Consider the following 18,371-nt stretch of genomic DNA (forward strand, 5'->3'; position numbering starts at 1 on the left):
CTTTTTTATTTGATGTTAGCGCCGATGGAATCAAGGTAAACCAGCAAGGGTTGGTCGTTCTCATCATAAAGGCTAATGCCCAAGCGCAGGCCATAGTCGGTTTCTGCTACATAACGCAGCTCACCACGAAAGCAACAAGGGCTGGTGTTGTCACAAATCTCCACCACGCATTCCTTTAGGCCCCGGTCTTTAAAATGGCCAACCACAACGATACCCATGCTGTTTTCGCCAACATCAAACAACACACCTTCGGTGGTGAATTCGTTTTGCATTACCAGGGCAGGAATAGGGGTGCCAACGGCTAAGCGCAGTTCCTGGCGGAATTTATGGGCCATGGGGTCTCCTTTATAAAGGTATGCCCCCAGTTTAGAGGCTTATTCTAGCTCTGCTTTAATCTCGCCGAGGTAAGCGAAAAAGCGGTCGGCACTGTCGTCTTCGAGAATGATACCAAGGCGAATGCCGTAGTCGGTTTTGGTGGCGTAACAAATTTCGCCGCGAAAGCGCTCGGGCTGGTCTTCGTCACAGATCTCAACGCTGCAACGGCTGGCCAGTTCTACTGGTTCCATCACCAAAATGCCCATGCCATTTTCACTGGCATCAAGCAACATGCCTTCCACCACTTTCACGTCACGGCGGCGCAGACTGCGATGGCGCACTAAAACCGGAATAGGGTGGCGAAGGGGGTGCCGAAGTTGTTGGCGGCGTTTAGGTGGGTTCACAAGGTACCTACTATCTGGTGCTGACGACAAAAGGGAGCGACTAGGGTCTAGAGCAACTTTAAATATAAGTGATTGATTGTGCCTTAAGCTGCCACTAGGGTGAAGATTCGAACCTTTTTTAGGATAAGGAACCGGGATGAACCGCTTGCAAACCTTGGGTAAAAACAGCCTGGCGATGGTTCAGGACCTGGTTTTGGTGATTGTAGCCATCGCTACCTTGATCCTCATCGGCTCTGAAGTGTGTTCGATGGTGGTGGCCAAAGACGTCACCTTGGCAGACTTACTGCTGCTGTTTATTTACCTAGAAGTGTTGGCCATGGTGTCGTTGTATTTGGAGTCGGGAAAATTACCGATTCGCATGCCGCTTTACATTGCCATAGTGGCGTTGGCGCGATACCTGATTCTGGATATGAAGGAAATGGACAACTGGCGCATTTTGGTGGTGGCGGGGGCGGGCTTCATTCTTGCCATCACGGTGCTGGTTATCCGTTATGGCCACATCAAGCTTCCCTATCCTTACAAAGATTAAAGGGCGGGGTGAAAAATGGCCACCAAGGTACGCCCCGGCCGGGTTAGCTGATAGGTAAAGGTGTTGTTTTCATAGCGCAGCGTCCAGACATTATGGGTAGCCTGGGGCCGTTGCTGTTCAATAAACAAAGCCTGGGATATCGCATCGGCTCTAAAGGTTTGGGCGGTGCTGGTGCCTAAGGTTTTGGTGCGGCCACCAAAGCGGCTGATGTTGCCTTCGCCGCCGCCGGGCAATTGGTGGCGATGCTCTAACTGCAGGTTGTCGCTAGCGCGGCGTAAAATCATCAACAGCGGCTTTTTGTTGCCATTGCTAAGCTCCATTGCCACTTCGCTTTGGCTGCAGTCTTTGAAGGTTAAGCTAAGGGTTTGGCCGCTCCATGCCGGATCTTTGGGTTCATCTTTAGTGACGGCACCAATCAGGGTTTGCCCACATAAGGAGCTGACATGTTTAAAGAAAGTGTCTTGTACATTGGCGGCAAGGGCGCTGTTGCAAAGCAGTAGCAACAATAGCGGTGAAAAGACGCGCATAACCTCTCCTTGGTATTGCCGTTAGGTCTTTCTCATTATGGAACCTTTGCTCAGTGCTGCCAGTAATCCTTACATAGGCCAATAAAATCGAGCGCCGCCGGGCTTAAATCGCGGCCTTTTCGGAAAAATAGTCCCACCTGGCGCTGAATGGCGGCAAAGTCGAACTCATCCAACGGCCTTAAATGCTGCACCTGCGGCAGCTCGCTAATCACCTTGTCACTGATGTAACCCACCGCCAAACCACGGTCGATAAGGTTTAACCGCAGGTTAAGGCTGGAGATTTGCCAAATCATCTGAAACCTGTCGCGCAGTTTCTCGGCATAAGGCCGCTGGTCAGGCTCGTCTAGCGACGACACCACCAGTGGCATTTTTTGCAGTTCTGCCGGGGTCATCATCGGTTGGTGCAGCGGGTGGCGCGGGCTAATCAGCAGCCGCCGGGTTTCTTCATAAATTGGAATGGTTTCAAACTGGCGCATGCGGGTTTCAAAAGGCCCTAAGCCCAGCTCAACTTCGCCGCTCATTACCGTTTGCACAATATCTCGCGACGGCTGCTCAATGATCCTCAGCCGCGTTTCTGGCCATTGCTTGGAAAACTGGGCAATAAGGTCGGGCCCGGCAAAACGGTTGTTGGTGCTGTCGATAGCCACACTCAGCTGCTGGTTGGCGCCCCGTGCCAGCCGTGATAAATCCCCCAGCACCAATTGCTCTTGGCGCAGCACGTCATCGGCGTAGCGGTATAAGCGGCGGCCAGCGGCGGTGAGCTTAATCGGCCGGTCGCGGGTTACCAGGGGTTGGCCGAGCTTGGCTTCAAGCTGCTTTATTGATTGGCTCACCGCCGATTGGGTCAAATAAAGGTCTTTCGCTGCGGCCCTAAAACCGCCGGTGCGGGCCAGGGTGTGGAAGGTACGTAGCTCGCCCGTTTCCAATCGCATGATAAGTTTGCCTTATCGTTTGGTTATTTAGTTTGATTAGATTAACAACATGAGGAGGCATTTAATATCCGCGCACTAATAAATACATCATAAATAAATGCGAGGACCCTATGAGTACAGAGATCAATATTGGCCTTGAAGGGGTGCTGGTAGGCGCTACAACCATTTCCAATGTCGAAGGCGACATCGGTCGGTTGAGTTATCGTGGTAAAGACATTAACGACCTGAGCAAGCAATCGTTAGCCGCTGTTATTGCGCTGGTGTTGGCCGATAAGGAAATCACCGAAGCCCAGGCCCAGACCTTTGATAAGTGGCTGGCCAGCGAATCTGAATTAAGTCCGGTTGAACTGCGGGTATTAGAGCAGTTAGGCCGTGACCTGCACCCGATGGCTGTGCTGCAAGCCTTAGCACCTATCACCAACACCCAAGCCCGTGAGCCGCTTCCTGACTTTCTCCCCGAACACCTGGAATCAGCCCTGGTATTAACGGCCAAGCAATCGGCAGTGGTGCGCACCTGGCATAACCTCTGCCAGTTTGGCGCCGTTACCGAACTGCCCGAAGGGTTAGGCTTTTGCGAAAAATTGCTGTATGCCTTTAACCGTGAGCAGCCCAGCGCCCATGCGGTACGTGCCTTAGAAACCGTACAAATCCTGCAAATGGACCACAGCTTTAATGCCGGTACCTTTGCCGGCCGTGTGGTGGCATCAACCAAAGCCAACCTTACCGCCAGTGTTGGTGGTAGTCTTGGCGCCTTGTCCGGCCCGCTGCATGGCGGCGCTGACGAAGCCGCAGTGGTAATGGCCCGTCAAATTGGCAGCCCTGAAAAAGCCGCCGCTTGGGTGAATGATGCCCTGGCCAACAAAGTGAAAATTATGGGTATGGGCCACCGCGAATACCGCCGTCTTGACCCCCGGGCCGGTATTCTCAAACCCATGGCTCGCCACTTCTGTGAAGGCAGCCAATACCAAGAGCTGATGGAAACCTTGGTGGCGGTAGAAGAAGCCTGCCAGGTGGAATTTGCGAAGAAAGGCAAAGAAATTTATGCCAACCTCGAATTCTACAAAGGTGCTGTTTACTTGGCGCTGGGCATTGAAGAACGCTTCTTTACCTCACTGTTTGCCTGTTCCCGGGTTGTAGGGTGGTGTGCCCACTTCTACGAATTTAACCAAGACCCTCGCCTTATTCGCCCCCGTGCTCAGTACGTGGGTAAATAAGGTTGGCACCACTAAAAACGCCCGCTTATGCGGGCGTTTTTTTTAAGGCTTTTGAAGCACCGCTTTGATACTACCGCCGCCTGGGCCAAAGAGTATTAGCGCGCCTTTATTGGTAAAGGCAAAGTGGCGGGCATCGGTTAGGGCTTGCAGAAATTTTTGTTCTTGATCCATCAGCGCCGGTGTACACATCTTTTGGGTAGAGGCCAAGCCTTGTACCTCAAAGTTATCGCCGCTAGCTGAAAAGCTGCCGTAAAAGTTATTACAAGAAGCCTTGCCAACCAAACGCCCTTCGCTGTTTAAGCTCAGGCTGACCAAGCTGCTATCAATAATGCCAGCGCCATTGATGTCTTCTACCTGCCAGGTTTTACCGGTAAGTGCCCGGGTGCTTAGGGTACCAACCGTTTTGCAATCGGGGAGAGACTGGCCTTTGACGGTAACCCAGTTTTTGCTGCCTTTGTTCCAAAGCACAGTGCCGGGTTCTGTTGTTGCCTGATAACGGGCACCGGAGGCCGCCTCAACTTGTTTCATGTCGTAGCGCTTGCCGTCGATATGTATTTGCATGCTGTCGGGAGTAAAGCCAACACTGACATAGTGCTTGGCGCAGCTTAATGCCATCGAAAAAGCCCCCGGCGGGGCCGGAGCGAGCAGAATTTCACCCATGTCGATGCTGTTGCTCATCGGGGTTACGGTCAGCCAGGGGGTTAGCCAAGCCGGGCGGGCGTTTACAAAAATTTGTGCCTGTACCTTAAAGGGCGCCTGGCCGCCGTCTGGCAAGCTGATGGCAAACGCCTGTGGCACCTGTTTGCCATCGAGGGGCCAGGCTTTTTCGGCCAAGGGTTGGCCGCTGGCATCGATAACGTCGACCACCGCATAGGCCTGTGGCGGCAGCGCTATGCGGGCCTTGTAGGTCATTTGCCCGGTTAAAGTGCTGGGTAAGGTGCTGTGGTATTGGCTGGGTGGGGGCGTGGTGGAACAGGCGGCGACGAACAGCGCCAAAGCGGCCAAGCCCGCCATTTTTAGCGTTAACATGCCTCTCTCCTTAGTGCATGTATCGATAAAAGCACCCGATAAATCAATAGGGTGTAGTGATAAGCCTAGGTGATAGCCGTATCAGTGCAAGCGCTTCGATATTGGCGCTTCTTATGGCCAATGACGCCAAAGCGTTTTAAGCGACCAATGCTTTGGCAAAGCAAACTGCATCGTCCCGGCCTTGGTAGCGGCCGTAATTATCAATAACGTCATAGCCTTTGGCCTGGTAGAAATTCACCGCCCTTTCATTGACCTTGCGGGTTTCCAAACACAACCGTTGGTAGCCGATACGCAGCGCTTGCTGCTCAAGGTATTGCAGCAGGGCAGTGCCCACACCTTTGGTGCCGCTACGGGCATACATTCTTTTGATTTCGCCAGTCCCCGGACTAAAGGGCCGAATGGCACCGCAGCCAATAGCGCGGCCTTCATCGTCAAAGGCCAGGGCGAATATGGATTCCAGTTGCTTCATTTCGGTGACATCAAAGGAATTGGTGCCGTCGCTGCCGGTAATGGTGGCCAGTACTTCGCTCAGTTCGGCCATCAGTTCTGTGGCAATGGGGCTTAACGGATCAACGCTGATTATCTTCAAGGGTATTTCGTCCCAGCAAGTGGTTAAGGTTGCGGCGTACTGCTGGCCACTCGTTATGAATAATGGAAAACACCACTGTGTCGCGGTAGCTACCGTCTGGCATCAATTGGTGATTGCGCAAAATACCGTCTTGTTTGGCGCCAAGGCGGCTAATGGCGGCGCGAGAGCGGTGGTTCATAAAATGGGTGCGAAATTCCACGGCAATGCAGCCTAAGGTGTCGAAAGCATGGCCTAACAGCAACAACTTGGCTTCGGTGTTAATGCCGGTGTTTTGGGCGCTGGCGGCCAGCCAGGTGGAACCAATCTCTACCCGATGGTTTTTGGCATCGATATTCATCAAGGTAGTCATGCCGCAAAGCTCGCCTGTTGTTTGGTTGCGAAGGGCAAACGGCAGCATGGAACCACTTTGGTGCAGCGCCAAACGGCGCTGAATTTCTTCAGCCATTTGCTCTGGATTAGGCACCCGGGTATACCACAAACGCCAAACTTCACCGTCTGCGGCGGCGCGCTTTAAACCTTCAAGGTGAGCTTCTTTAAGCGGTTCTAACTGGACTTTCTGGCCGGTGAGGACAACGGGGGAAGTAAAAGACATCAAGGGCCTTCCGTGGAAACGAATGTGGCTATTTTACACTCAGAAAATCCCTGGCTGGCAAGGGGCTTGGCTGTTTTTTATTAATTGCTGTTATTGGCCTGCCACTGGGCGTAGCTAAGTTGGTAATGGTATTCGTCGCACCACTGGCCTTTAAAAAAGGCCTTTTGCGCCACTTTGTCGCGGCTTTTAAAGCCGCAGCGTGCCAGTACCGCCGCCGATGGCGTATTGCGGGCATCGGTTAGCGCCGTAACTTGTTTGATGGCGCGCAGCTTAAATAGATAGCCAAGCAGGCATTGCAACGCTTCGGTGGCATAACCTTGGCCTTGGTGGGCAGGGGCCAGGGTAAAGCCGACTTCGCAGCTCTGATTGTCTAGCCAGTGCAGGGCTAAATCCCCAACCAGTTGCTGCTGCTGGTTATGTATCGCCAGCTGATACCAGGTGTCGGCGCTCGGAAAAGGCAGCAATAGCTGCTGGCGGTAAAGCGCCTCGGCATCTTTTAGTTGGTAATCAGTGCCCCAGCCTTGATAACGGGCCACCTCAGGCCGGGCGCGGTAGTCGCTAAAGGCCTTTAAGTCAGCTTCGCCAAGCGGTGAAATCGCTAACCGCTGGCTCCTTAGGGGCGGGAAGCTGTCAATAAAACGTGGCGGCACCGCAAACTCCTTTTGCCCGTTACTTATCAAAGCGGCCAAACAACAAAAAATGAATGACTTGGGCTATCACCTGGGGGCTTCGCATCATAAAAGGGTGCGATACCGGCAAGGTTAAATGTGCCTTCATGCCCTTTAAGCGGGTGCTGGCAACGGTAACTTTGCCGTCGTTGGCACCGGGTAACAGCATCGACAATACCGGATTAATACTGCGGCTGCCGGCGATCACCCCCAGCTCAAAATTGGCGCGGCCCAAACGGGTTACCACGCCGTCGGTACCCAGTTCCATGCCGGCCGGGCCGTTTAAGTGATAAAAACCCGGCATTTTCTTCAGCTTGTCTACCACTTGTGAACCTTGATTGGGGGGGCCAAGCATGACTACCCGGCCAAGGTTTTCGATGGGGTGATGCTTTAGGTATTGGCGTAACAAGATGCCGCCCAAGGAATGGGTGACAAAGTGCACGCGGTGGCCGGGCTTTACCTGGTGCAATGCCTGTGGCAGTACATGGCGTGCCAGCGAAGCCACATCGTGGTGGCGCGAATCGTACCCTTGGTTAATGACATAGAATCCGGCCTTTCCCATGGCTCTTGCCATTTTCCACATTGATTTTTCACTACGGGCCAGGCCGTGCAGCAATATCACCGTTTCGCGTTTCATAGACCGCCTTTAAAAACGTCAGGGGCACAATATAACAACTTAAGGCGCCACTGGCTTGCCAGTAGGCGCTAAGTAGCAGGCTTAGAATGAGGCGAGAAAAGGCCAGGTATTAGCTGGCCCCAATGGGTAATTAGTGATGCTGGTGGCCGTAGTTATAACCCCACCAAAACACGTAACCAATCAAGGAACAGCAGATTGCCTGGCCCAGGGTAACCACAATGTCTCTGAAGTTATTGGCCCAACACAGGTCGGCCAGGGTGCCGAGGGTAATTAGGGCGAAAAAGGCGGTGCCAAGCAGGGTAAATAGATTGGCAACCTTGCCAAAAAGCTCTTTTATGTCAACTAGTTCCATCTGACTTCTCCTGGTTGGCTTTTCCGGCCAAAAGCCGTGTGCTGTGGCGGAAAAAAGCGAGCTGAAGTTGAGTAATTCACGCTTTGCCAAGTCATAGTGGAACAAAGTTGCTGAACAAAAAGTTGCTCGCTGCTCAAAATAAAAGCAACGGCCAAGGTTTTTTGGCAGTTGCTTATAACGTCACAGTTTTTAAAACCGCGCTGCGGTTAGCCGCTATTTTTCAGCTTGGCTTTAGGCAGGGGTTGAACGCCTTTTAAGGTGGGAATAACCGGCACAATGTGGCCATCAGGGCCAAAGTGCAGCTTGTCGATGCACACTTCACGGTGGTAACCGGCAGCGTCGCCCATGGTGATGCCATTAGGAATGGAAAAACGGTGATACAGCAAATACCACTCATCACGGCCCGCCACTTTAATCACCCCATTATGGCCGGTGCCATAAATGCCTTTGGCGGGATCTTTGGCGATCACCAAGTTGTGCTTGGGTACCCGAATGGGGCCATAGGGGTTGTCGCTGGTGCCGTAGCGCACCTGATAATTGGGGCTGCGGGTGTCGTCTTGGCTCCATAAAAAGTAGTAAATACCCTGGCGGTAAAACACTTTTGAGCCTTCACGAAAGTCGCTATCGGGGGTAATAGTCCGGGTCGTGCCGGGCTTTAACGACAGCATGTCATCGCTAAGCTCGGCTACCGCCATGTAACCATTGCCCCAATAAAGGTAAGACTTGCCGGTTTTCGGGTCGGTAAAGACCGCCGGGTCAATTTGTTGGCCGCCGCTAACGCCTTTGGGCAAGGTGGATATCAGCGGTTTTCCTGAATCGACAAAAGGCCCTGTGGGGCTAGCACTGGACGCCACGCCAATGTTGCCGTCGGCGGTAAAGTAGAAAAAGTAACGGTAGTGGCCATGGATTTTTTTCTCGGCCATTGTCGGTGCCCAGGCATGGCTGTTGGCCCAGCTAACCTCGGTTTTCAGGTTCAAAATGCTGCCTTCGGCGCGCCAATCGCTGAGGTTAGCCGAAGAAAAGGCCTTGAAATCATCGCCGCTCCAGCCGGTAAAGCCATCACTGGTGGGGTAGATGTAGTAGCGGTGGGTAAGGTGCGAATACAAGGCGTCGGGGTCGGCGTAATAGCCGGCAATCACCGGGTTGTGGTTCAGGGGCGGGTAATGGCTGGGTTTGCCAAAGGCCCGAAACAGCCTTTGTAACTCCTGGCGGGTAATGGCCATAACGGTGCCATGGCGCGGGTGAAAATCCATGCTGATGTCATTATCCACTGCCGTGAAATGGCGCAGATCCTGACTTTGGGTAAATTGGTAGCGGCCTTTTTTGTAGACGTCGTACATCAAAATGTAGCTGTCGGTATTGCTGAGCTTAAAGACGCCGGCGCCTTCTACTGCGTCTTGGGTTTGCTGTTTGTAATCGTTTTGCTCTTGCCATTGGTTGGCGGTAAGGCTGTGGCTGGTGGCCTCTTTGATGCCGTCGCCGTGGCCCTCGGTTTTATAAAAAAGGTGGTAGAGGCTGTCTTTTTCAATGATGTCGGCATCAATGGCGGCCTTGCCGCTGGCCGGGGTAAAGAGCGGCTTTGGCGTTGTTGCAAGGTCGGTAAAGCTTGGGTTGGCATAGCTGTAATAGAGCTTGTCGGGGGAATTGCCGTGCTTCATTGAAAAGTAAATCAGGTATTTACCGGCCTTGGCATCAAAAATGGTTTCCGGTGCCCACACCCGTTTAAGGGTGCTGTTACCGCTAAAACGCTGCTGAATATTCACCACCCTTGATTGCCAGTGCACCAGGTCGGTGGATTTCAGTAACACCATGGCGCGGTTGGAATCCCAGCCCTTGCTGGCGGTCATGTCGGTGGCCACCATATAAAAGTGCTGGCCATCTTGGCTGCGAAGAATGTGTGGGTCGCGCACGCCGCCAGAAGAGCTAATGCGTTTGGAGTCCAGCACTGGCTGGTTATGGTTGAGGGCGTAGTAGTGATAACCATCGGCGCTGACCGCGAAGTGAATGGCCTCTTCACTGACCTTATTGCCAGTGAAATACACAAACAGATAAGCGGTAAGGTCTTTTTGTTCAGGGGGCTTCGCAAACGCCGAACAGCACAGCAGTGCCAATAAATACAGCCAGGTTTTTTTCATGGTTATCAATATCTTTTAACAAGCAGGCAAAGCCTAGACTGCCGTGATAAGGCCATTTTTTGCAACTGGCATGCGCCGTTTAGCCGGGTTGGTCACATCCTTGCTGCACGGTGAGCTTTGGCCAAATCTCTAGCCAGTTTTTGGCCGCCATGCGCGCACTCACTATCGCCGGATCTCGGGCCGGGTTTGGGGTAATGGTCAGCGCGAAAAGCCGCTCAACACCAAAAGCGCTGATGCAATCAAGGGTGCCCGTTGCATCTAAACGCACCGCCACCGCCGTTTCCTTTTCCGGCCAAAAACGCATGGCATCAACCACGCTGGTATAGGGCCTGTCGCCATTACGTTGATGCATAAAAGCCTGGTTGCGCACCTGCCAATTAAACTCGGGGGCCTTGGCTTTTAGGCGTGTTTCAAAGGCGGCATCGCCGCCTGCTTGCGGGCTGAAATACACCACATCAATATCGTTAAGGGCGGTGTTTTTTTGGTGCAGATGGTCCCACACCAAGTTGCGCACAAAACCGGCGGCAAGGTAGCTGTTGGCGGGGCCGTAGGCCTGCACTATTTGCAGGGCGCGCCAACGCAGCGGGTCGTTTTTTAGCAGCGCTAGCAGGGCATTCATGGTGCTAACAAGCCGTTGTTATACCTTGGTAGCAAGGGAGCTTTTGTCATTTGTTTGTTCTCATCTGACCAGTTACTATCAGCGCAGTTACGGCATTTTGTTGAGGCAGAAAATGGCAGCACATCCTTTTGACGACGTCATTACCTTAACCGGCAGCAACGGCCATTACCAAGGCCAAACCGTTGCCGCCTATGACAACATGGTTGGCCCCTTTGGCGGCGCCTTGGCAGCGGTGATGTTGCAGGCGGTATTAAAGCATGAGGCTTGCCAGGGCGAACCGGTGGCGCTAACGGTGAATTTTGCCGCCCCTGTTAACGACGGCGACTATGAAATTAACGCCAAAGCCACCCGCACCAACCGCTCAACCCAGCATTGGTATGTTGAGCTTATTCAGCAGCAACAAGTGGCGATGACCGCCACCGTGGTTTGCGCTCTGCGCCGTGAAACCTGGTCGGCATCAGCCGCCCAGTACCCCGGCGCGCCGTCGGTTAACACGGTGCCGGTAATGTCGGCCATTGCTGGTTTGCCAGGCTTTTTTAAAAACTATGACCTTCGCTTTATCAGCGGCAGCGTGGCGCCCATTTTACAAAGTGAGCCAAGGCTACCCAGTACCTCTGACAGCCTGTTATGGGTAAGAGACCAGCCACCACGGGCGCTGGACTTCCCGGCCCTTGCCGCCCTTAGTGATATTTTCTTTCCGCGGCTTTTTGTGAAGCGCCAGGGGCTGGCATTGGTGGGCACGGTATCGATGAGCGTGATTTTTCATGCCGACGGCGCCGCGCTTGCCCGTCAGGGCCAGCGCCATTTATTGGGCCGGGCTTGGGCCAACCGTTTTTACAACGGCTATTTTGACCAAAGCGCTGAGCTGTGGGGTGCCGATGGCGAGCTGTTGGTAACCACCAGTCAAACGGTGTACTTCAAAGAGTAACCATGCCTTCGGCCAGGGCGCTAAAGACCGCTTGGCAGGCCTTGCTGTGTTTTAAGTCTTCGTGCATCACCAGCCAGGCCTCAAGGTTTAAACGAATCTCGGGGAGCACCGGGCAGAGTGCGTAACGCTTGGCGATAACGTCCTGGCAAAAACCGATGCCAAGCCCGGCTTTTATCATGGCCAGCTGCGCCACGTTAGAGTCGGTGGCCAGGGCAAAACGGCGGCGTTCAAATTCGCTAACCGCCAGCTGTTTGCTGGCATCGCGAATAAAAGCGCTGGTGTGGTCAAAACCAATTAAGCCGTGGCTTGTTAGGTCGGCCATGGCTGTTGGCAGCGTTTTATGGGCCAAATAGGCCGGGCTGGCATATAGCCCCAGCGCTAACATACCAACCTTGCGGGCGATAAGTTGCTGCTGGGTGGGGCGAAACATCCGCACCGCAATATCGGCTTGGCGATGCAGCAGATCCTGCGCTTTGTCAGACAGGTCCAATTCCAGTTGCAGGGCCGGGTAACGGTTCGAGAGTTTGGCCAATATCGGCGGCAGTAGCTCAACCCCTACGATGTCGCTGGCAGTAATGCGCACCACCCCTTCAATGTGACTGCCCTGGCTGCTGGCCAGGCGATGAAGAGCCTTGGCACTACTGGCCATTTGCTCGGCAAAGGGCAGCAACGCTTTTGCTTCCTGGCTGGCAATGAGCCCGCCTTGGGCACGGGTAAACAGCACCTTGCCAAGCTGGCGCTCAAGGGCGGTGATATGGCGGCCAAGGGTAGGCTGGGTACTACCGAGTTCACGGGCCGCTGCCGACAGCGAACCGTGTTGCATCACCGCCAAAAAGGAGCGATACCATTCCCAGCTAAGGTTTTTATCCATGCATTAATGTATGGCTGCAATGTTGTTTTCGTCAATTTTGTTTGGTTGGCAATGGCCTTAAGCTGCCACTATCCATTTGGTTGAGGCGAACAAGATGAGCAAAAAGGCACTGGTATTAGGGGCAACAGGCGGTATTGGCAGTGAGGTGGCAAAAGCGCTGCTGCAAAACGGCTGGCAAGTGGTGGCAATGGCCCGCCATATCAAGACAAGCGATGATGGCATTGTGTGGCGCCAAGGTGACGCCATGGACCAAAGTGCGGTGGCAAAGGCGGCCGAAGGCTGCGCTGTTATCGTGCATGCGGTTAACCCGCCCGGTTATAAAAACTGGCAAACGCTGCTGCCGGTGATGTTTGAAAACACCCTGGCGGCGGCCAAGGCGCAAGGGGCAGCGGTGCTGCTGCCGGGCAATGTGTATAACTACGGGCCTGACAGTTTTCCCCTTATCAGCGAGCAATCGCCCCAGCACCCGTTAAGCGGCAAGGGCAAAGTGCGAGTACAAATGGAGCAGCGCTTAGACAGCTTTGTTGCGCAAGGAGGCCGGGCCATCGTGGTGCGGGCGGGGGACTTTTTTGGCCCCAAGGCCGGTAATAACTGGTTTGCGCAATTGGTTCAGCCCGGTAAAGCGGTAAGCCGGGTGCTAAACCCCGGTAAGGTGGGCCACCAGTGGGCTTATTTGCCCGACTTGGCCAAAACCATGGTAGTGCTGGTGGAGCGCCGCCAGCAATTACCGGGTTACGCCTGCTTTAACTTTGCTGGCCACTGGGACAGCAGCGGCCAGCAAATGGCTAATGCCATTGCTGAGGTGGTGCAGCGCGAAAGGGGCCAGCGGCCGCCAATAAAGGCCTTTCCCTGGTGGCTAGTGCCGCTGCTGGGGGTTTTTAACGCCACTTTTCGTGAAGTGCAGGAAATGCGCTATTTGTGGCAGCAAGAAGTGCGCTTGGATAACAGCAAGCTACTGGCCTTTTTAGGGGAAGAGCCCCACACCGCGCTTGATGAGGCGGTTGCCAGCACCTTAAAAGGCCTTGGCTGCTTATAACTTATCGAGGTTTTCAAGGCACCAGTCGGCCCTTTGCAGTATTGCGGCTTGTTCGGCCGGGCTTTGCTTGTCCCAGTTGCCATAAAGCATACCCAGGCGTGGGTTCTGGGCCAGGCGCTGGCGGTGGTGCAGCATAAAGCGCCAGTAAAGGCTGTTAAACGGGCAGGCGTCGGGGCCGGTTTTGTCTTTTACCTGATAGTGGCAATGCTGGCAGTAGTCGCTCATGCGCTGAATGTAACTGCCGGAGGCGCAATAGGGTTTTGACGCTATCCAGCCGCCGTCGGCAAACTGGCTCATTCCGCGGGTGTTAGGCAGTTCCACCCATTCAATGGCATCAACATAAATGCCTAAATACCAGGCATCGACGTGGTCAGGGTGGATGCCGGTTAACAGGCAAAAATTACCGGTAACCATAAGCCGCTGAATGTGGTGGGCATAGCCGTAGTGAAGCGATTGGCCAATGGCGCTGGCCATGCACTGCATCTGGGTTTGGCCATGCCAAAAATAGTCGGGCAGTGGCCGGCTGGCCGCCAGGGCGTTTTGCTGGTGGTAGTCTGGCATGTTGGCCCAGTAGATGCCGCGCACATATTCGCGCCAGCCCAAAATTTGCCTAACAAAACCTTCCACCTGGGCCAGGTTAATGTCGCTTTGCTGGCGGTAGTGACTAATGGCTGTTGTTATCACCTGCCAGGGGCTCAGCATTTTGCTGTTAAGGGCAAAGGACAGCCGCGAGTGATAAAGGCTCCAGCGGTGGGGGGACTGGCCGGTCATGGCGTCTTGAAAACGCCCAAAGTTGGCCAGTAAGTGCTGGCAAAAATAGTGCAGCAGCTCTTTGGCTTGCTGGCGGGTTACCGGCCACAGCAACTGCGTTTGGGCAGTGCCAATGCTTGGCACCTGGTGGCGCGCCAGGCGCTCAAGAATGGCGCTAACATCATTGCTAAAACACAAGGGTTCTGGAATGGCGGCAAGGTCGGCCGCTTTGAGTTTATTGCGGTTGTCGGCATCAAAATTCCAGCGCCCGCCTTCCGGTTTGTTGGCGGTCATTAGCACCTGAAAGCGGCGGCGCATTTTTCGGTAAAAATGCTCCATGCGCACAGTACTTTGGGCCTTAAAATGCTTAGGGATATCGGTAAAAGGCAGCAAGAAATGCTCGCTATCGACCATGGTTAGCGGCAGCTTTTCGGCAAGGGCCTCATAGGCCGATAGCACCCGGTATTCATCGGGCCTTTGCACCTCAAGCTTTATCGCGCCTGCCTCACCAAAAACCTGCTCGATGATTTCGCCAAACCCCAAGTGCTGGGTGTCGTCCAAGGTGAGGTAACAAACCCTGTGCCCGGCGCTGTTAAGGGCGGCGGCAAAACGCGCCATTGCCAGAAAAAAGGCACAAAGCTTTTGAATGTGGTGCTTAACGTAATGGGCTTCAGAGGGGAATTCGGCAATCAGGTACAAAACGCCATCGTCGCCGGCCTTAAACCAGGAGTGACTGGCATTTAACTGGTCGCCAAGGATCACGCGCAAGGTGTGGTAGTTGCCACTAACAAAGGCCATAACTGCCCAACAGGTTGAATTACTCACCACCTTACGCTCAGTAGGGGGAGGGGGATCAACGCCCATTGCCACAGCCAGGTTAATAAAGTGTTTCTAAATGCCCGCAGTTGAGGAAAAATAGCGGCCCGAAAGATGGGTTAGGTGTTTTGAGAGGGCCTTGTGAGCATTTTTAGGTACTTGTTTGAAAGTGGCGCCGTGTTTATTACCGCCATGCTTGCCAGCCATGTCGCGGCCTACCACCTGCACGCTATATGGGTGTTACTTATTTGGGCGCTGCCGCTACTCATCAGCGCCATTGCCGCCAGCCGCGCCTGGAAAATGCCAAGGCTATTTCGTCTTGTAAACGCCATTTGGCACCCCTGGGGCAGCACCGACCCCAAATCGGAATTAGGTGTTTATATGGGCTCGGTCGTGTTTTCAGCCGCCGTGCTACTGGAAGTGGTTATCTATTACGCCTGGGCGTTTTGGGCAAACACCTAAGCGGCTTTGTAAAATACCAGGCGGTGTTTTACAAAACATCACTTTATTGGATATGTATCGATGCTTTTTTATCAGTTATTGATGAAGGTCTGATAAAGTGGGTGAAGTCCATTGTCCGAAGCAGCACCTTGTTATGCCTCCAGCAATTTGTACTTTTTGCCCCAAGAAATAGCTCTACTTTTTGCAGCGCTACCCTTGGAAATAATTCTATTTATGATATCTGCCGCCTCAGCTCTGTTACCCTCAATAACAGCAGTAGCAGCTGCTGTGAATGGGTTTTGCCCTTTCAGTTCGGCCGAGGCTTCTGATATTGATGAATTCTCCTGCAACCACGGCAGGCCATATCGCTCTACTGAAGCTGAAACATCAGTGGCCAATTGCTGCAAGTTAGACGATGGCGTTAATTGCCACCAAAAGTCTGTTTTTTCAGGTTTCAGATGTCCTATTCTTTTTGAAATCGAGCAGTCTGGAATGCTTGGTACTGTATCTACGTTTCCGAAGCCAACCATTTCATATATTTCTGGGAAGAACACACCCAAATTTACGGTATAACGTGCATCCTGATTATCGTTGTACATACTGCCTTGCACATTTACCAATAGAAAAACACCACCATCAAGCGCTTTATAGAAATTGCGAGCTTTCTTCTTGAAGCCTTTCGCCTTCATTAAGGCTTTTAGCTCCATATTTATGATTTCATCGATTTTTTTTGATATTTCGCTCATGGCTATCAAAGGGCATAACGCCGTTTTAAGGGGGGCAAACCGTTGGCTATACTGCGCGAAGCGCCAAGCCAGCGAGTTTGCGTCCCAGCCCGCAGTTTGGGCGATTTGAAAACTTTGTTATGTGCCAACACGCTTCATACTTCCGATGACGCTGGTAACCACAAAGCAACAAACGGTAAGTACCATTGGTGGTATGCCCAAAATGGACGACAAAATGAAGTCCACGAACACAACAAATGGCAAAACCATAAATGTTGCAGGAAACCACCAACGCCCCCAAAAGCCTGCCGCCCAAGTGGTGGCCAATACAGCGAGCACGGCAATTGATAGCGCTAGCAGCAGAACACCCACTCGGCCTCCCTCTGCATCACTCAAAGCCATAAGAACTACTAAGAGGCTGAAGAAATACACGGTTACGCACGGCGCAACGATAAATATAAATTTCAGGAGCCTAATCATAGCTTCACCATGGCACATAACGCCGAGCTCAGTTGCAAAATACTTGGCGCGTCATTTTGCTCTGCAAAATGCGTGACATGTATTTTGTCAATTGCAGCGACTTGTTCTACTGCCATTTCTGGCACTAATCCTTAATTATCTATTCGCCTCAAGTACCATCCTTGTTTCTCGGTACAGCTTACCTTTGTGCTCGTACTCAAAGTTATTCTGTCGTTTAAAACCGAATGATTCATACAAGTGAATAGCGATTTCGTTCTCTAATTCTGCACTTGTATACAGTGTAACATTGCCGAATTTTGCATTAAAAAACGCCAAGAAGACTTTGAGTGATTCTTTTCCGTATCCCTTTCCTTGGTATTCGCTACCAATCATAAATCGACTCATTGACCACCCATTAATTTCTTTATCGAAATCAAAGAGAATAAAGCCAATAAATTTCTCGTCATCGTAAATGCCCAAGGGATACAAATCTGGTTCATATGCTGCTTCGACTAAAGAAATAATGTTCGGCGCTACGTAATTCTGTTGATCTGAATTAACTTTCAAATCTATACATTCTTGATAATTTGAACGATCTATTTCTTTTAACTGGATATTCATTCTCTACTTCTATTTTGAATGATTAGGTAATACTCGGTCTCAGGCTGTAGAACAATAGTTATGAAGCCGGCTCGTTTTCACTCATCAGATCACTAGGAGTGTCGGTTTTAACCATCTGATTTTCCTAACGATATCTGCGACCCTATTTATCATCTTGCGTGAAAACGAGTCGGCTTCTTTTGCTGGTTGGACCGGCTTCTTATCTTGAAGTCGGACCTCATTACTAACTTATATTAATCAATACCTTGTAGACATCCTATCGGAATATATGAGCCAAGTGTGCGTAATAAAGGTGCCAGAATCGCCAAGGCAGACTAGATGTGCTGTATGTAAACACAGTTCTGGTGGTTTCAATGAGCAGCCCTTTTCTCAACCAGATTTAAAAAAAAGACATCCACTTCTAAACTTTTTTGTTATATGGCCCATTCAACACAATCTACGCCCTCTATGTTGTTTACTATCTCCTCCAAAGATTGTTTGGCTTTCTTCTCGGGCTCTTTATTGGGTTTGCCAAACAATTTCTTTAAGAACGGAATTCTTTGTTCAGGCCAAACCTGCCATAGAGGAGGAGATGATTCCTCATCGTTCTTGCCCATGTAGAAAATGACAACTTCACCGTCTATCGTGGACTCTATAGAGTACATATAGTCTTCATGTTCGGGAGCAGATAATTCGAATCCTCGTCGGGTAAGCTCAGCATGAAAAAATTCAGCCATCCCCTTATTAGACTGAAACTTATCCGTTTTCATATAAAGGTTTAGGCTCATATCCTGATCTTCCTTTTGGCCATATAACAGTTTTATTAGTGAGTGCGCTCGCTTTCACTCATATGACCAGTTGGTATTACAAGCTTAACCTACTGATCCTCCTTTAAATCCTATTGTAAAAGCCAAGAATGGCTCCACAAAATCGAGCGGTCTCTTTTTTATGCGAGACATGCGCTCGTTATCATCACGTCGGACAAAACGCGTGAAGCAAAGCCTGCCGCTAACACCGCTCTTATTGCCCGTTAAGTGAAGCGCTTTGCTGTCGAGAGTGAAGGGGCAGCTGAGACAGGGATGTCGAAGCAGGTGAGTACGCGTCAGGACACGCGTATGAACCGGTGAACCGAGAACGACCAGAAGCAAAGACATCGCGGAACATGGGCGATGGTTTTGCCTACTTTTGTCGAAACAAAAGTAG

The 18,371-nt window shown here is 52.0% G+C and carries 22 protein-coding genes; 5 read left to right on the top strand and 17 right to left on the bottom strand.

Annotated features, from left to right (window positions below):
- Nucleotides 1–5: 5 nt before the first annotated feature.
- Both DW350_RS05385 and DW350_RS05390 read right to left on the bottom strand, forming a co-directional pair.
- Nucleotides 6–335: a hypothetical protein gene (locus tag DW350_RS05385; RefSeq protein WP_115717893.1), complete on the bottom strand. Its 330-nt coding sequence runs from the start codon at nt 333–335 to the stop codon at nt 6–8.
- A 39-nt stretch (nt 336–374) separates the two neighbouring features.
- Nucleotides 375–719 (bottom strand): PilZ domain-containing protein, encoded by a 345-nt coding sequence (locus tag DW350_RS05390; RefSeq protein ID WP_192954818.1) that lies wholly within the window; start codon nt 717–719, stop codon nt 375–377.
- Nucleotides 720–855: 136 nt separating this feature from the next.
- On the opposite strand from DW350_RS05390, the gene DW350_RS05395 reads away from it, so the two are divergent.
- Nucleotides 856–1,248, top strand: coding sequence for a phosphate-starvation-inducible protein PsiE (locus DW350_RS05395; protein ID WP_115717895.1), 393 nt, complete (start codon nt 856–858; stop codon nt 1,246–1,248).
- On the opposite strand, the gene DW350_RS05400 is transcribed toward DW350_RS05395, so the two are convergent.
- Both DW350_RS05400 and DW350_RS05405 read right to left on the bottom strand, forming a co-directional pair.
- Entirely contained in the window at nt 1,245–1,775 is a 531-nt protein-coding gene (locus DW350_RS05400; RefSeq protein WP_115717896.1) for a hypothetical protein, read from the bottom strand. The genes DW350_RS05395 and DW350_RS05400 overlap by 4 nt on opposite strands.
- Nucleotides 1,776–1,825: 50 nt before the next feature.
- On the bottom strand, nt 1,826–2,707 hold the full coding sequence (locus DW350_RS05405) for a LysR family transcriptional regulator (RefSeq protein WP_115717897.1): 882 nt from the start codon (nt 2,705–2,707) through the stop codon (nt 1,826–1,828).
- 110 nt (nt 2,708–2,817) lie between these two features.
- On the opposite strand from DW350_RS05405, the gene DW350_RS05410 reads away from it, so the two are divergent.
- Nucleotides 2,818–3,921, top strand: a complete 1,104-nt coding sequence (locus DW350_RS05410; protein WP_115717898.1) for a citrate/2-methylcitrate synthase — start codon at nt 2,818–2,820, stop codon at nt 3,919–3,921.
- Between the two features lie 42 nt (nt 3,922–3,963).
- Here the strand turns inward: DW350_RS05410 and DW350_RS05415 are convergent, their stop codons facing one another.
- The 8 genes from DW350_RS05415 to DW350_RS05450 all read right to left on the bottom strand — a co-directional run bounded on the left by DW350_RS05415 (nt 3,964) and on the right by DW350_RS05450 (nt 10,542).
- Nucleotides 3,964–4,950: an META domain-containing protein gene (locus DW350_RS05415; RefSeq protein WP_115717899.1), complete on the bottom strand. Its 987-nt coding sequence runs from the start codon at nt 4,948–4,950 to the stop codon at nt 3,964–3,966.
- A 136-nt stretch (nt 4,951–5,086) separates the two neighbouring features.
- Nucleotides 5,087–5,539 (bottom strand): GNAT family N-acetyltransferase, encoded by a 453-nt coding sequence (locus DW350_RS05420; protein WP_226911396.1) that lies wholly within the window; start codon nt 5,537–5,539, stop codon nt 5,087–5,089.
- The gene (locus DW350_RS05425) at nt 5,520–6,131 is read right to left on the bottom strand and encodes a GNAT family N-acetyltransferase (RefSeq protein WP_115717901.1); all 612 of its coding nucleotides are present in this window, start codon (nt 6,129–6,131) and stop codon (nt 5,520–5,522) included. The genes DW350_RS05420 and DW350_RS05425 overlap by 20 nt, the downstream gene beginning before the upstream one ends.
- 80 nt (nt 6,132–6,211) lie before the next feature.
- Complete coding sequence (locus DW350_RS05430; RefSeq protein WP_192954819.1) at nt 6,212–6,781, bottom strand: GNAT family N-acetyltransferase; 570 nt, start codon at nt 6,779–6,781, stop codon at nt 6,212–6,214.
- A 19-nt stretch (nt 6,782–6,800) separates the two neighbouring features.
- The gene (locus tag DW350_RS05435; protein ID WP_115717903.1) at nt 6,801–7,436 is read right to left on the bottom strand and encodes an alpha/beta fold hydrolase; all 636 of its coding nucleotides are present in this window, start codon (nt 7,434–7,436) and stop codon (nt 6,801–6,803) included.
- Between the two features lie 130 nt (nt 7,437–7,566).
- Entirely contained in the window at nt 7,567–7,788 is a 222-nt protein-coding gene (locus DW350_RS05440) for a hypothetical protein (RefSeq protein WP_115717904.1), read from the bottom strand.
- A 206-nt stretch (nt 7,789–7,994) separates the two neighbouring features.
- Nucleotides 7,995–9,923: a glycoside hydrolase family 43 protein gene (locus DW350_RS05445; RefSeq protein ID WP_115717905.1), complete on the bottom strand. Its 1,929-nt coding sequence runs from the start codon at nt 9,921–9,923 to the stop codon at nt 7,995–7,997.
- A 79-nt stretch (nt 9,924–10,002) separates the two neighbouring features.
- The gene (locus DW350_RS05450) at nt 10,003–10,542 is read right to left on the bottom strand and encodes a nucleotidyltransferase family protein (protein ID WP_115717906.1); all 540 of its coding nucleotides are present in this window, start codon (nt 10,540–10,542) and stop codon (nt 10,003–10,005) included.
- Nucleotides 10,543–10,654: 112 nt separating this feature from the next.
- On the opposite strand from DW350_RS05450, the gene DW350_RS05455 reads away from it, so the two are divergent.
- Nucleotides 10,655–11,470 carry an acyl-CoA thioesterase gene (locus DW350_RS05455; RefSeq protein ID WP_115720571.1) on the top strand — a complete coding sequence of 272 codons (816 nt, stop codon included), beginning with the start codon at nt 10,655–10,657 and terminating at the stop codon, nt 11,468–11,470.
- On the opposite strand, the gene DW350_RS05460 is transcribed toward DW350_RS05455, so the two are convergent.
- Nucleotides 11,460–12,341 (bottom strand): LysR family transcriptional regulator, encoded by an 882-nt coding sequence (locus DW350_RS05460; protein WP_115717907.1) that lies wholly within the window; start codon nt 12,339–12,341, stop codon nt 11,460–11,462. The genes DW350_RS05455 and DW350_RS05460 overlap by 11 nt on opposite strands.
- Before the next feature lie 94 nt (nt 12,342–12,435).
- On the opposite strand from DW350_RS05460, the gene DW350_RS05465 reads away from it, so the two are divergent.
- Nucleotides 12,436–13,377 carry an NAD-dependent epimerase/dehydratase family protein gene (locus DW350_RS05465; RefSeq protein ID WP_115717908.1) on the top strand — a complete coding sequence of 314 codons (942 nt, stop codon included), beginning with the start codon at nt 12,436–12,438 and terminating at the stop codon, nt 13,375–13,377.
- Here DW350_RS05465 and DW350_RS05470 read toward each other — a convergent pair.
- A complete protein-coding gene (locus tag DW350_RS05470; RefSeq protein WP_115717909.1) occupies nt 13,372–14,925 on the bottom strand; it encodes a cryptochrome/photolyase family protein in 1,554 nt (517 codons plus the stop codon). The two genes, DW350_RS05465 and DW350_RS05470, sit on opposite strands and share 6 nt — an antisense overlap.
- A gap of 159 nt (nt 14,926–15,084) precedes the next feature.
- Here DW350_RS05470 and DW350_RS05475 point away from each other — a divergent pair, with 159 nt between their 5' ends.
- The gene (locus DW350_RS05475; protein WP_115717910.1) at nt 15,085–15,405 is read left to right on the top strand and encodes a hypothetical protein; all 321 of its coding nucleotides are present in this window, start codon (nt 15,085–15,087) and stop codon (nt 15,403–15,405) included.
- A gap of 131 nt (nt 15,406–15,536) precedes the next feature.
- Here DW350_RS05475 and DW350_RS05480 read toward each other — a convergent pair whose 3' ends face one another.
- The 3 genes from DW350_RS05480 to DW350_RS05495 all read right to left on the bottom strand — a co-directional run bounded on the left by DW350_RS05480 (nt 15,537) and on the right by DW350_RS05495 (nt 17,956).
- Nucleotides 15,537–16,130: a DUF4304 domain-containing protein gene (locus tag DW350_RS05480; RefSeq protein ID WP_115717911.1), complete on the bottom strand. Its 594-nt coding sequence runs from the start codon at nt 16,128–16,130 to the stop codon at nt 15,537–15,539.
- A gap of 594 nt (nt 16,131–16,724) precedes the next feature.
- The gene (locus DW350_RS05490) at nt 16,725–17,189 is read right to left on the bottom strand and encodes a GNAT family N-acetyltransferase (RefSeq protein WP_115717913.1); all 465 of its coding nucleotides are present in this window, start codon (nt 17,187–17,189) and stop codon (nt 16,725–16,727) included.
- 413 nt (nt 17,190–17,602) lie between these two features.
- Nucleotides 17,603–17,956: a hypothetical protein gene (locus DW350_RS05495; protein WP_115717914.1), complete on the bottom strand. Its 354-nt coding sequence runs from the start codon at nt 17,954–17,956 to the stop codon at nt 17,603–17,605.
- Nucleotides 17,957–18,371: the final 415 nt, after the last annotated feature.

This window comes from Gallaecimonas mangrovi, from assembly GCF_003367375.1.
GTDB classification, from domain to species: domain Bacteria; phylum Pseudomonadota; class Gammaproteobacteria; order Enterobacterales; family Gallaecimonadaceae; genus Gallaecimonas; species Gallaecimonas mangrovi.

Excerpts from the sequence above, each read along its gene's own strand:
- DW350_RS05450 (WP_115717906.1), bottom strand. The coding sequence starts at position 10,542 with ATGAATGCCCTGCTAGCGCTGCTAAAAAACGACCCGCTGCGTTGGCGC.
- DW350_RS05490 (WP_115717913.1), bottom strand. The coding sequence starts at position 17,189 with ATGAATATCCAGTTAAAAGAAATAGATCGTTCAAATTATCAAGAATGT.
- DW350_RS05470 (WP_115717909.1), bottom strand. The coding sequence starts at position 14,925 with ATGGCCTTTGTTAGTGGCAACTACCACACCTTGCGCGTGATCCTTGGC.
- DW350_RS05435 (WP_115717903.1), bottom strand. The coding sequence starts at position 7,436 with ATGAAACGCGAAACGGTGATATTGCTGCACGGCCTGGCCCGTAGTGAA.
- DW350_RS05425 (WP_115717901.1), bottom strand. The coding sequence starts at position 6,131 with ATGTCTTTTACTTCCCCCGTTGTCCTCACCGGCCAGAAAGTCCAGTTA.
- DW350_RS05405 (WP_115717897.1), bottom strand. The coding sequence starts at position 2,707 with ATGCGATTGGAAACGGGCGAGCTACGTACCTTCCACACCCTGGCCCGC.
- DW350_RS05415 (WP_115717899.1), bottom strand. The coding sequence starts at position 4,950 with ATGTTAACGCTAAAAATGGCGGGCTTGGCCGCTTTGGCGCTGTTCGTC.
- DW350_RS05400 (WP_115717896.1), bottom strand. The coding sequence starts at position 1,775 with ATGCGCGTCTTTTCACCGCTATTGTTGCTACTGCTTTGCAACAGCGCC.
- DW350_RS05465 (WP_115717908.1), top strand. The coding sequence starts at position 12,436 with ATGAGCAAAAAGGCACTGGTATTAGGGGCAACAGGCGGTATTGGCAGT.
- DW350_RS05480 (WP_115717911.1), bottom strand. The coding sequence starts at position 16,130 with ATGAGCGAAATATCAAAAAAAATCGATGAAATCATAAATATGGAGCTA.
- DW350_RS05440 (WP_115717904.1), bottom strand. The coding sequence starts at position 7,788 with ATGGAACTAGTTGACATAAAAGAGCTTTTTGGCAAGGTTGCCAATCTA.
- DW350_RS05495 (WP_115717914.1), bottom strand. The coding sequence starts at position 17,956 with ATGAGCCTAAACCTTTATATGAAAACGGATAAGTTTCAGTCTAATAAG.
- DW350_RS05460 (WP_115717907.1), bottom strand. The coding sequence starts at position 12,341 with ATGGATAAAAACCTTAGCTGGGAATGGTATCGCTCCTTTTTGGCGGTG.
- DW350_RS05445 (WP_115717905.1), bottom strand. The coding sequence starts at position 9,923 with ATGAAAAAAACCTGGCTGTATTTATTGGCACTGCTGTGCTGTTCGGCG.
- DW350_RS05385 (WP_115717893.1), bottom strand. The coding sequence starts at position 335 with ATGGCCCATAAATTCCGCCAGGAACTGCGCTTAGCCGTTGGCACCCCT.
- DW350_RS05455 (WP_115720571.1), top strand. The coding sequence starts at position 10,655 with ATGGCAGCACATCCTTTTGACGACGTCATTACCTTAACCGGCAGCAAC.
- DW350_RS05395 (WP_115717895.1), top strand. The coding sequence starts at position 856 with ATGAACCGCTTGCAAACCTTGGGTAAAAACAGCCTGGCGATGGTTCAG.
- DW350_RS05410 (WP_115717898.1), top strand. The coding sequence starts at position 2,818 with ATGAGTACAGAGATCAATATTGGCCTTGAAGGGGTGCTGGTAGGCGCT.